The sequence below is a fragment of the Streptomyces sp. NPDC001606 genome (assembly GCF_053596835.1).
Genome location: NZ_JBSFHC010000045.1, coordinates 1 through 12,106, shown reverse-complemented (window position 1 = coordinate 12,106; position 12,106 = coordinate 1). Strand labels below are relative to the sequence as shown.

Below are 12,106 nucleotides of genomic sequence, written 5' to 3'. Positions count from 1 at the left end.
CTGTCCCGGCACAAGAACTTCGGCGTGCGCACCTTCCAGGCCGAGGACGAGATCGCCGGCATCGGCGCCGCCCTCGGCGCGGCCTTCGGCGGCTCGCTCGCCGTCACCACCACCTCCGGCCCCGGCGTGGCCTTGAAGTCGGAGACGATCGGGCTGGCCGTCTCCCTGGAACTGCCGCTTTTGGTGGTGGACATCCAGCGTGGCGGGCCCTCCACCGGCCTGCCCACCAAGACCGAACAGGCCGACCTGCTCCAGGCCATGTTCGGCCGCAACGGCGAAGCCCCGGTCCCGGTGATCGCCCCGCAGACCCCGGCGGACTGCTTCGACGCCGCCCTGGAAGCCGCCCGGATCGCGCTGACCTACCGCACCCCCGTCATGCTCCTGTCGGACGGATACCTGGCCAACGGATCCGAGCCCTGGCGCATCCCCGACCTGACCGAACTGCCCGACCTGCGGGTGCAGTTCGCCACCACCCCCAACCACACCCTCGCCGATGGCACCGAGGTGTTCTGGCCCTACAAACGCGACCCCCACACCCTGGCCAGGCCGTGGGCGATCCCGGGCACCCCCGGCCTGGAACACCGCATCGGCGGCATCGAGAAACAGGACGGCACCGGCAACATCTCCTACGACCCGGCCAACCACGACCTCATGGTCCGCACCCGCCAGGCCAAGATCGACAACATCGCCGTCCCCGACCTCCAGGTCGACGACCCCGACCACGCCCGCACCCTCGTGCTGGGCTGGGGTTCCACCTACGGGCCCATCACCGCCGCCGTCCGCCGCCTGCGCGCCACCGGCCACTCCATCGCCCAGGCCCACCTACGCCACATCAACCCCTTCCCCCACAACCTCGGCGAGATCCTCACCCGCTACCAGCGCATCGTCATCCCCGAGATGAACCTCGGCCAGCTCGCCACCCTCATCCGCGCCAAATACCTCGTCGACGCCCACTCCTACAACCAGGTCAACGGCATGCCGTTCAAGGCCGAGCAGCTCGCCGACGCACTCAAGGAGTTCCTGTGACCTGGGACGTGGTGGTCGTCGGCGGCGGGGTCGTCGGAGCCGCCGTCTTCCACGAACTGGCCGACCGGGGCGCCCGGGTGCTGCTGGTCGAACGCGACCGCTGCGGACTCGGCACCACCGCGTGGAGCGGCGGCATCGTCCGCTGCTACCACGACGACCCGGTCCTGGTGGAGCGTGCCCTGACCGGCTGGCGCCACTTCCGCGACTTCGCCGCCCGCACCGGGATCGACGTACCGTTCACCGAGAGCGGCTTCCTCTACGTGCCCCACCCGGACCGGCACGCCTACGCCCGCGACCTCGTCCGGCGCGGCACCGGGGCGCCCATGGAGTGGCTGACGCCCGAGCAGGCGGAGCGCCGCTTCGGGCATCTGCTGAGCGCCCCCGTCGCCGGCGCCGTATGGGAGCCCGAGGCCGGATACCTGGACCCGCTGGACGTCACCCGCGCCTATCTGCGGGCCGGGAGCGCCAAGGGCGGCCGGGTCATGGAGGGCGTCGAGGTGACGGGCGTACTGCGCCGGGACGGACGCACCCACGGACTGCGCACCGGTGCCGGCGACCTGACCGCCGGCACCGTCGTGCTGGCCACCGGCGCCGACACCCCGCGGCTGCTGGACGCCTGGGGCGTGCCGCACGACCTGTGGGCGCAGGCCATCCAGGTCGAACTGCGCCGCCCGGCCGCCCCGGTGACCGGACACCCCGCCTACATGGACGACGTCCACGACGTCAACGGACGGCCCGACCCGGACACCGCGGGCATGCTCCTCGGCCACCCGACCGGGCAGCGCGTGCCGGCCCGCTCCGGCGGCGGACCCGCCGACCCCGCCCAGTCGGCCCGGGCCGTGGCCGCCGGTTCCGCACGCTTTCGCTGGGCGGCCGGCAGCGAGCCGCTGGGCGCGCTGCGGGCCGCCGAGTGCTACGCCCCCGACCCCCGCGCCCGGGTCGGCAGACTGCCGGACGACCCCGGTCTGCTGCTGGCCACCGGCTTCAGCGGCGGCGGTTTCAAGATGGCGCCCTGGGCCGCCGAGGAGACCGCCCGGCTGACCGCCCGGCGCTGACGGCTCCGCCCCACCCACCCGATCCCGAACCGGAAGACAGACTTCATGGCACAGCAGATCAAGGGCGTCCTGCCCGTCGTCCTCATGCCCTACACGGACGGCGGAGCGGTGGACGAGGACGGCTTCCTCGCCCAGACGGACCACATGTTCGACGCCGGCTGCGACGGCTTCGTCGTCGGCCAGATATCGGAGGTGCTGCGGCTGACCCACGAGGAGCGGCTGCGGGTCGCCGAACTGTGCGCCAAGGCGGCCCAGGGCCGTGGTGTCTCCGTGATGAGCACGGGCGCCGAGACCCCCGAGGCCGCCGTGGCGTACACCCGGCACGCCCAGGACGCGGGCGTGGACGCCGCGCTGGTGATGCACCCCGCGACCATCCCGCTGGACGACGACGGCATGGTCGAGTACTACAGCGCGGTCGTCGAGGCGGTGGACATCCCGGTGATCGTCCACCACGCCAAGAGCCTCGCCAAGCTGCCGCTGACCATCGCCGCGCAGGCCCGGCTGCTGGAGAAGTACGGCGAGGACCGGGTGCTGTTCAAGCCGGAGGCGCAGCCCACCCCGCCGCGCGTCAGCGAGCTGCGCGACGCCACCGGCGGCCGGGCCCGCATCTTCGAGGGCGACGGCGGGATGATGCTGCTCGACTGCCACCGCCGCGGCCTCGCCGGCACCATCCCCGCCACCGAGATCGCCGAGATCGTCGTCGTGCTGTGGCGGCTGCTGGAGCAGGGGCGGCGCGCGGAGGCCGAGCGGATCGGCCACCCGCTGTCGTACCTGATGTGCCACATGATGAACAGCACCGACTACTACCTCGCCATCGCCAAGCGGCTGCTGAAGGAGCGCGGGCTGATCAAGTCCGCCCAGGTGCGCGGCCCGAGCCGGTACACCCTCGACGACGAGACATGGACCGAGGTCCGGCACACCTACTACGGCCTCCTCGACCTCATCCGGGAGTTCTGACATGAACGTGAACCGGGACGGGCTCACCGTCCTCGACTGCACACTGCGGGACGGCGGCTACTACACCAACTGGAACTTCGACGCGGAGCTGGTGCGGGAGTACCTCGCCGTCTGCCCGGCGCTCGGTGTCGACGTGGTGGAGCTGGGCTATGTGCGCTTCGCCGACGAGCAGCGCTTCGGCCCGTACGGCAGGCTCCCCGACGGCCTGACCCCGGACCTGCGGGACGCGCTGCCCGCGGACCACGGGCTGCGGTTCGCCGTGATGGTGGACGCCGCCGACCTCACCGGGCTGCCCGCCGCCGAGGTGGGCGAGGCGCTCACCCGGAAGCTGGCGCCCGGCTCGCTGCCGGTGGACATCGTCCGGCTGGCCGTCCACTTCGAGCGAGCCGCCGAGGCGGGCGAGGTGGTCGCCTCGCTGCGCGCGGCCGGCTACGCCGTCTGCCTCAACCTGATGCAGATCGGCCTCGCCGACGCCGGACAGCTCGACCGCTGCCTGGCCGCCGTCGCCGGGATGGGCCCGCTGGAGGCGGTGTACATCGCCGACTCGCTGGGCTCCCTCACCCCCGGGCACACGGCCGAGCTGGTCCGGCTCTTCCGGTCCGGCCAGGACGCGCCGGTGGGCATCCACGCCCACGACAACCAGGGATACGCCCTGCACAACACGGTCGTCGCGGCCGAGACCGGCGCCACCTGGGCGGACGGCACCGTGCACGGCATGGGCCGCGGGGCCGGCAACACCCGGATCGAGCAGCTGCTCGGCGTCCTCGGACACGGCCCGGACCGGCTCCGGCCGCTGCTGCGGCTGATCGTCCGGCACTTCCACCCGCTGATGGACAAGTACCGCTGGGGCGCCAGCGGACTGTTCGCGATGGCCGGGCTGTACGAGGTGCACCCGACCTATGTGCAGTGCCTGGACGAGCGGACCTCGCTGACCGCCGACGCGAAGCTGACCGCGCTGGCCTACCTCGCGGACGCCTCGGCCGCCCGCTTCTCCCCGGCGGTCCTCGACCGCGCCCTGGCCCACGCCGCCGCCTGACCGGCCACCGCCCGACCGCCGTAGCCGCAGTGGATGCCGTACGGCAGACTGCGGCTGTCTCTTGTCGACGCGGAACCGGAGGAACGTCGTGGCGGACGGTGGACGACCCGTGGTGGCGGTCTCGGGCGTGACCCGGGGCCTCGGCCGGGCCCTGATCCGGCGCTTCGCCGCGCTCGGACACCCCGTGGCCGGCTGCGGCCGGGACACCGCCGCGCTCGCCGGCCTCGCCGCCGAACTCGACCCCGCCGCCCACGTCCTGGACCGCGTGGACGTCACCGACGCCGCCGCGGTCGAGGCCTGGGCCGAGCGCGTCCGGCGCGAACTCGGCGCCCCCGCCCTGGTGGTGGCCAACGCGGGCCTCGCCGGCGGGCCCGCCCCGCTCTGGGAGGTGCCGCCCGACGAGTTCGAGGCGGTCCTGCGGGTCAACGTCGTCGGCGTCTACACGATGGTGCGCGCCTTCCTGCCGCGCCTCGCCGACGGCGGCACCCTGGTGAACCTCTCCTCCGGCTGGGGCCGCACCCCGCGCGCCCTGCTGGCCACCTACACGGCGAGCAAGTTCGCCGTGGAGGGCCTCACCCGTGCCGTCGCCGAGGAGGCGGCGCGGCTGCGGCCCGGCGTGCGCGTGGTCGCGCTGGACCCGGGCGGCGGCATCGACACCGGCATGCTCGCCACCTGCATGCCGGAGACACACCAGCACTACCCCACCCCCGAGGAGTGGGCGGAGAACGCCGCCGACTACCTCCTGCACCACCTGCCCGCCGAGCGGGACCAGATCTCCCTGACCGTCCCGCAGCGGACGGTCTGACACCACCCTCGACTCCCAGCCGGTCGTGCCTCACCAGGCACGGTCGGCTCTTTCGCGTGCCCGAAAGGCGACACCCATGCCCTACACGGAACCCATCGCGCCGCCCGCCCACACCCCGCGGGCCCAGGCCTCCCGGCCGCGCACCGCCACCCCCCGGCGCCTGCTGATGTGCCCGCCCCGGCACTTCGAGGTCAGCTACTCCATCAACCCGTGGATGGAGCCGGAGAAACCGTCCGACAACGCCACCGCGCTGCTCCAGTGGGAACGCCTGCGGGACACCTACCTCGACCTCGGCCACACCGTCGAGATCATCGAACCGCTGCCCGGCCTGCCCGACATGGTCTTCGCGGCGAACGGCGCGACCGTGGTCGACGGCAAGGTGCTCGGCGCCCGCTTCCGGCACCTCCAGCGCACCGCCGAGGGCCCCGGCTACCTCGCCTGGTTCCAGGAGCGCGGCTACACCGACGTGCACTGGCCCGAGTTCATCAACGAGGGCGAGGGCGACTACCTGCTCGTCGGCCGCCGGCTGCTGGCCGGCACCGGATTCCGCACCGACCCCCGCTCGCACGCCGAGGCCCAGGAGTACTTCGGCGTCCCGGTCACCGGACTCACCCTCGTCGACCCGCGGTTCTACCACCTGGACACCGCGCTCGCCGTGCTCTCGGACGACGAGGTCATGTACTACCCCGAGGCGTTCACCCCGGGCAGCCGAGCCGTGCTGCGCGAGCTGTTCCCGGACGCCGTGCTCGCCACCGCCGAGGACGCCGAGGTGTTCGGCCTCAACGCCTTCTCCGACGGCCGGCACGTGGTGCTGCCCAGCGCCGCGACCGGGCTCATCGACCAGCTGCGCCGGCGCGGGTTCGAGCCGATCGGCGTCGACCTGCCCGAGCTGCTGAAGGCCGGCGGCGGCGCCAAGTGCTGCACGTTGGAGCTGCGCGACGCCCGCTGACCGGCACCCCCCGCATCCGACAAGGAGGACCCTCCCATCGTCACCACCATCCGCATCGACCGGGCCGCCGCGGCCGAGGAGTTCGGCATGGCCTGCCAGCGGCTCATCCCCTGGCAGCCGGGCGCCGCCGAACCGCCGCTCGGCGCCATGGCCTGCTTCCTGCCCGCCGGGTCCAGCTCGGCCCCGGACTGCCACGACCAGGACGAGGTGATGATCGTCCTCGCCGGGTCCGGCACCGTCACCCTCGCCGGCGAGGACGCGCCCTGCACCGCGGGCGACCTCGTCGTCCTGCCCCGCAACCACGAGCACGTCGTGCACAACCCGTACGACGAGGAGCTGCGCTGGGTCTCCGTCTACTGGCCGCTGCACGAGCCGAAGGAAAGCACCGGATGAACACCCCGCAATGGATCACGGCAACCCCGCCGACCCCCAACGGCGACCTGCACCTCGGCCATGTCGCCGGCCCCTATGTCGCCGGTGACGTGCTGCGCCGCTTCCTCGCCGCCGAGGGCGCCGAGGTGCGCTACACCACCGGCCTGGACGACCACCAGAGCTATGTGCCGGTGCGCGGCCTGAAGGACGGCGGCCGCAAGGGCGAGGAGGTCGCCGACGGGTACGGCGCGTCCATCGAGTCGGTGTGGCGGCAGATCGGCGCCCACTTCGACGCGATCGTCCGGCCCCGCCGCGACGCCGGCTACACCGCCCGGATCCAGGACTTCTTCCAGCAGCTGTACGACGCCGGGCACATCGTCGCCCGGACCCGGCCGCTGCCGTACTGCACCGGCTGCGAGCGCTGGCTCTACGAGGCCTACGTCAAGGGCGGCTGCCCGCACTGCGGTGCGGCGAGCAACGGCAACGCGTGCGAACCCTGCGGCCGGCCCAACGACTGCGCCGACCTCACCGACCCCGAGTGCACGGTGTGCGGCGCCCCGGCCGAACTGCGCGACCAGGCCCGGCTGTACTTCCCGCTCGCCCCCTTCGAGGACCGCCTTGCCGCCTTCTGGGAGCAGGTCGACATGCCGCCCCACCTGCGCGCCCTGTGCGAGCGGATGCGGGCCGCCGGACTGCCCGAGATCGCCGTCAGCCACCCCTCCGACTGGGGCGTCCCGGTGCCGGTCGCGGGCTTCCAGGACCAGCGGGTCTACGTCTGGTTCGAGATGGCCCCCGGCTATCTGCGGGAGTGGGAGACCGCCGCCGACGGGCCGGCCCCCGCCCCCGTGCAGTTCTTCGGCTTCGACAACGGCTACTTCCACGCGGTGCTGTTCCCCGCCGCGTTCCTGGCCGCCGACCCGGACCGGGCGCCGCTGGCCCGGGCCTTCGTGGTCAACGAGTTCTACCGGCTGGAGGGCCTGAAGTTCTCCACCAGCCGCCGGCACGCCATCTGGGCGCACGAGGAACTCGCCCGCACCAGCGCCGACGTGCTCCGCTACCACGTGCTCGCCGACCGGCCCAACGGCCGCGAGACCAGCTTCACCGGCGCTGCGCTGGAGCGCAGCCGCGCCCGGCTCGCCGAGCTGTGGGACGGCTGGCTGCACCGGCTGCTGACCGCCGTGGCCGACGACTGCGGCGGCGCCGTGCCCGCCGAGCGCCCGCAGGGCCCGGCCTGGGAGCGGCTGCGCGACCGCCTGACGCGGACCGTGGCGGAGCTGCGGGAGGCCTACTCGGTCGCCGGGTTCGACAGCCGCCGCGCCGTCGCGCTGCTGGACGAGATCGTCTCCCTCGCCGACGACTTCGGCCATGTGCACGGCCATGAGCGGCTGCGCCCGGACGGCGCCGGCGCCCACCGGTCCGCCCTCGCTGCCCAGCTCGCGGTCGCCGCCGCGCTGTCCGCGTGGGCCGCCCCCGTGCTGCCGGACGGCGCCGGCCGCCTCGCGGACCTGCTCGGGCTGCCCGCCGGGCGCCGCATCGACGAGGCCGCCCTGCGCTGCCCGGACCCCGGCACCCCGCTGGCCGTACCTGCCGGGGCGGTCTTCGGTGGGTGAGGTGCGGGCCGCGGTCGTCGGCCCGTTCTCCGGGCCGCGCGCCGCCTGGGGCGAACTCCTCGAACAGGGTGCCGCGGCCCACGCGGACGGGCCGGTGCAGTGGGACTTCCACGACGACCGCGGCGACACCGCGCTGGCCCGGTCGGTCGCCGAGGCGGTGGTCGCCGACGGCCGGTACGCCCTCGTCGTCGGCCACTTCAACAGCGCGGGCGCCCGGGCGGCGCTGCCCGTCTACCGGGCGGCCGGTCTGCCGGTGCTGTTGCCCCTCGCCACCGCGCCGGGACTGTTCGCCGACGCGGCGGGCACCGCCCTGCGCTGGTGCCCGGACGACGCCGCCCAGCTGGCCGAGGTCCGCGCGGCGGCCCGGCGAGCCGGCCACCACCGCCTCGCCGTCACCCATGACGCCACCCCCACCGGCGCCCACCTGGCCCAGCTCTTCGGAGCGGCCGGCACGGTGGCCGAGGGGGAGGCCGACGCGCTGGTGGTGTGCGGAACGCATGCCGGTGTGGCCCGGGTCGCGCGGGAGCGCCGGGCGAACGGCTTCGGCGGCACCTTCTACTTCACCGACGACTGCGCGGTGGACGAGTTCGCCGCGCTGCTCGGGGACGCGGCGGGCAGCGCCCGGGTGGCCCGGCTGCGCGGCGGCCCCGCCGCCTACGTGGACGACACCTTCCGCACCGCCCGCGCGGCCCTCACCCAAAGCCCCGAGGCCCGCGGTGCCGCCCTGGTCGCCCTGCTGCGCAGCCACGCGCGCCACCCCTTCACCCCCGAGGGCGAGCCCCGCCCCGGCACCGGCCGCACCGGGCCCGGCTGGGACGTCGTACCGCTGACCCCGCCCCCGGCCACCGCGGACACCACCCCCGCCCGCGGCCCCGGGCTCTGGCACGGCCGGGTGTACGACGTCCTGGTCGTCGGCGCCGGAGTCGTGGGCGCCGCGACCGCGGACGTGCTGGCCCGGCAGGGACTGCGCGTCGGCATGACCGCGCCCTCGGCCGCGGACCCGGCGGCGACCCGGTACTCCGGCGGGCTGGTGCGCGCCTACGAGCCCGACCCGGCCCTGCGTGAACTGGCCCTGCGCAGCCACGCCCTGGCCTGGGGCGGGACCGACGGCGACCACCCGCCCACCGGGTTCCGGCGGACCGGCTCCCTGGTGCTGCTCGGCGAGGGCGACCTGCCCGAGGCGGAGAAGGGGGTCGCCGAGCTGACCGCCGCCGGAGTCACCGCGCATCTGCTGGACCCCGGCGAGCTGCGGACCCGGTTCCCCGGACTGGCCGTGCACGACGTCGCCGGAGCGGTGTGGGAGCCCGGCGGAGGCTATGCCGACCCGCCCGTCACCGCGCTCGCGCTGCGCGACCGCGCCGCCGCCCACCGCGCCGTCGTCCTGGCCGGCCGGGCCCGCCGGATCGACCAGCGGGACCCCGACGGCGTGGCCGTGCTGCTGGAACAGGGCGAGGTCCGGGCCCGGGCCGTGGTGCTCGCCACCGGCGCCGGAACCGGCCGCATCGCCGGGCACGCGCTGTCGGCCCCCGTGCCGCACACCGGCCCGCGCACCAAACGCATCCGGTACGCCTTCTTCGCCCACCCCGACGCCGCCCGGCAGCCCACCGTCTGCGACCTGGTCACCGGGGTGTGGGGCCGCCCCCAGCACGGCGGCCCCGCCGCGGGCGGCTATCTGACCGGCCGTCCGGTGGACGAGTGGGATGTCGCGCCCGGCGGCGGGGACACGGTCACCGCGGCCCAGGCCGAGCACATCAGGGAGCTGGCCGCCCGCCGCTGGCCCTGGCTGCACCGGGCCGGGTTCCTGCACGGCCGGCACGGCGTCGACCTCTTCACCCGGGACGGCCGGCCGCTCGTCGGCCCGCCGACCCCCGGCGGCCGCGTCGTGCTCGCGACCGGCTGGTCCGGCGCCGGATTCAAGACGGCCCCCGCCGCGGGGGAACTCGTCGCCGCCCATGTGCTGGAGGCCCTCGGATGACGAGGGCCGCCGTACCGACGTACCCGAGAACCGACCCGAGAGGCCGTTGAACCATGAGCCACCCGTCCGCGACCGACCGGTCCGCGACCGATCCGCGCACGCCCGTCTACGACATCGTCGGCGTGGGATTCGGTCCGGCCAACCTCGCCCTGGCCATCGCCGTGGAGGAGTACAACGAGACGGCCTCCCCCGAGGACCGGCTGACCGCCGTCTTCCTGGAGCGGCAGCCCGCCTTCGGCTGGCACCGCGGCATGCTCCTCGAGGGCGCGACCATGCAGGTGTCCTTCCTCAAGGACCTGGCCACCCTGCGCAACCCGCGCAGCCGGTTCGGCTTCGTGCCCTACCTCCACGACCGCGGCCGGCTGGTGGACTTCATCAACCACAAGGTGCTCTACCCCTCCCGCGAGGAGTTCCACGACTACCTGCGCTGGTGCGCCGACGGAGTGGACCACATGGTCCACTACGGCGCCGAGGTGCGGGCCGTACGGCCGGCCGCCGGGCAGGGCCGCCGGACCGGCGAGCTGGACGTCACGGCCGTCGCCGCGGACGGCTCCGGGACCGTCACCTACCGGGCGCGCAACCTGGTCGTGGCCACCGGGCTGGTGCCCAGACTGCCCGACGGGGTGGTCTCCGGCGACCGCGTCTGGCACTCCAGCGAGTTCCTGCACCGGCTGAACGCCTTCCCGCAGTCCGACCCGCGCCGCTTCGTCGTCGTCGGGGCGGGCCAGAGCGCCGCCGAGATCGTCGACCACCTGCACACCGGCTACCCGGGCGCCGAAGTCTGCGCGGTGCTGTCCCGCTACGGCTACAGCCCCGCCGACGACAGCCCGTACGCCAACCGCATCTTCGACCCGGCCGCCGTGGACCTGTACCACGGGGCGGACACCGCCGTGCGCGGCATGCTCATGGACTACCACCGCAACACCAACTACGGCGTCGTGGACATCGACCTCATCCAGGAGCTGTACCGGCGCGCCTACCAGGAGAAGGTCCGCGGCGAGCAGCGGCTGCGCATCCTCGGCGCCTCCCGGGTGGAGACGCTGGACGCGTCCGCCGACGGGGTCACCGTCCAGGTGCGCGACCTGGCCACCGGCCGGACCGACCGGCTCGACGCCGACGCCGTGGTGTACGCGACGGGCTACACCGAGCTGGACCCGGTACGGCTCCTCGGCGAGCTGGGCACGGCGTTCCGGCGCGACGCCGAGGGCCGGCTGCGGGTCCACCGCGACTACCGGATCGACACCGCGGACACCCTCTCCGCCGCCGTCTACCTCCAGGGCGGCACCGAGCACACGCACGGCATCACCTCGAACCTGCTGTCCATGGCGGCGGTCCGGGCCGGGGAGATCTGCGCCTCGCTGGTCGCCCGGCGCGCCGCCGGCACCCGGCGGACCGCGACGGCGGCTCCGGCGACCGCGGCGGCCGCCTGACCGGGTCTCCGTGATGTGACTCCCGTGATTGCCCCTTTGTGAGGAAAGGACCGAGGATCGATGACCGCTGAGCTGGCGCAGACCGAACGCACCCGACTGCGCCGGATGCGGCACAAGGGAAGTTACCGGCGCGCCGACCTCGACGCCGTGCTCGGCGCGGGCTTCCTGTGTCATCTGGGGGTGCTCGTGGACGGCACCCCCATGGTCGTCCCCACGGTGTACGGCGTGGCCGGCGACACCCTCTATCTGCACGGCTCGGTGGCGAGCCGCAGCCTGCTGCGGGCGCCGGACGCGACCGTCTGCGTCACCGTCACCCACGTCGACGGGATCGTGCTGGCCCGCTCCGTCTTCGAACACGGCGTCAACTACCGCTCCGCGATGGTGTACGGCGTTCCGCGCGCCGTCACCGACCCGGAGGAGAAGCTCCGCGGGCTGCGCGCCCTCACCGAGAGGTGCGCGCCCGGGCAGTGGGACTACGCGCGCCGGCCCAGCCGGAAGGAGCTGGCCGCGACCGCGCTGCTGGCCCTGGAGCTGACCGAGGCCTCGGTCAAGACCCGCTCCGGCCCGCCGGACGACGGCGACGGCCCCGACGCCGCGCTCGGCCTCTGGGCGGGCGTACTGCCGCTGACCACCCACTGGGGCACCCCCGTGCCCGACCCGCTGCTCGGCCCGGACGCCGAGGCGCCGGCCCATGTCCTGGCCCGCGCCGGCAGCCGCGCCGGGGCCCCCGCCGATGGAACGCCCATCCCTGAGGAAGAGACCCATGCCGACCACCACTGAACTCACCCTCCGGCCCAAGGACTTCAAGTCGGATCAGGAGGTGCGCTGGTGCCCGGGCTGCGGTGACTACGCGATCCTGGCCGCCGTGCAGGGCTTCATGCCGGAACTGGG

General features: G+C 74.5%; 10 protein-coding genes and 2 pseudogenes. All 12 read left to right on the top strand.

What is annotated here, in order from left to right:
* Positions 1–1,026, top strand: a pseudogene (locus tag ACWCV9_RS37555) (2-oxoacid:acceptor oxidoreductase subunit alpha); the annotation flags it as partial.
* Entirely contained in the window at positions 1,023–2,081 is a 1,059-nt protein-coding gene (locus ACWCV9_RS37550) for an NAD(P)/FAD-dependent oxidoreductase (RefSeq protein WP_450793517.1), read from the top strand. The pseudogene ACWCV9_RS37555 and the gene ACWCV9_RS37550, both read left to right, overlap by 4 nt.
* A 45-nt stretch (positions 2,082–2,126) precedes the next feature.
* The gene (locus ACWCV9_RS37545) at positions 2,127–3,038 is read left to right on the top strand and encodes a dihydrodipicolinate synthase family protein (protein WP_450793515.1); all 912 of its coding nucleotides are present in this window, start codon (positions 2,127–2,129) and stop codon (positions 3,036–3,038) included.
* A gap of 1 nt (position 3,039) precedes the next feature.
* Complete coding sequence (locus tag ACWCV9_RS37540) at positions 3,040–4,074, top strand: hypothetical protein (protein ID WP_450793513.1); 1,035 nt, start codon at positions 3,040–3,042, stop codon at positions 4,072–4,074.
* A 109-nt stretch (positions 4,075–4,183) separates the two neighbouring features.
* The gene (locus ACWCV9_RS37535) at positions 4,184–4,879 is read left to right on the top strand and encodes an SDR family oxidoreductase (protein ID WP_450793511.1); all 696 of its coding nucleotides are present in this window, start codon (positions 4,184–4,186) and stop codon (positions 4,877–4,879) included.
* Between the two features lie 76 nt (positions 4,880–4,955).
* Entirely contained in the window at positions 4,956–5,828 is an 873-nt protein-coding gene (gene ddaH / locus ACWCV9_RS37530; protein ID WP_450793509.1) for a dimethylargininase, read from the top strand.
* 87 nt (positions 5,829–5,915) lie between these two features.
* Entirely contained in the window at positions 5,916–6,221 is a 306-nt protein-coding gene (locus ACWCV9_RS37525; RefSeq protein WP_450793507.1) for a cupin domain-containing protein, read from the top strand.
* Positions 6,218–7,810: a methionine--tRNA ligase gene (locus ACWCV9_RS37520; RefSeq protein WP_450793505.1), complete on the top strand. Its 1,593-nt coding sequence runs from the start codon at positions 6,218–6,220 to the stop codon at positions 7,808–7,810. The genes ACWCV9_RS37525 and ACWCV9_RS37520 overlap by 4 nt, the downstream gene beginning before the upstream one ends.
* Complete coding sequence (locus tag ACWCV9_RS37515; protein WP_450793503.1) at positions 7,803–9,785, top strand: FAD-dependent oxidoreductase; 1,983 nt, start codon at positions 7,803–7,805, stop codon at positions 9,783–9,785. The genes ACWCV9_RS37520 and ACWCV9_RS37515 overlap by 8 nt, the downstream gene beginning before the upstream one ends.
* A gap of 53 nt (positions 9,786–9,838) precedes the next feature.
* A complete protein-coding gene (locus tag ACWCV9_RS37510) occupies positions 9,839–11,215 on the top strand; it encodes a lysine N(6)-hydroxylase/L-ornithine N(5)-oxygenase family protein (RefSeq protein WP_450793501.1) in 1,377 nt (458 codons plus the stop codon).
* A 60-nt stretch (positions 11,216–11,275) separates the two neighbouring features.
* Positions 11,276–11,995 (top strand): pyridoxamine 5'-phosphate oxidase family protein, encoded by a 720-nt coding sequence (locus ACWCV9_RS37505; protein ID WP_450793499.1) that lies wholly within the window; start codon positions 11,276–11,278, stop codon positions 11,993–11,995.
* Positions 11,979–12,106, top strand: a pseudogene (locus tag ACWCV9_RS37500) (2-oxoacid:ferredoxin oxidoreductase subunit beta); the annotation flags it as partial. The gene ACWCV9_RS37505 and the pseudogene ACWCV9_RS37500, both read left to right, overlap by 17 nt.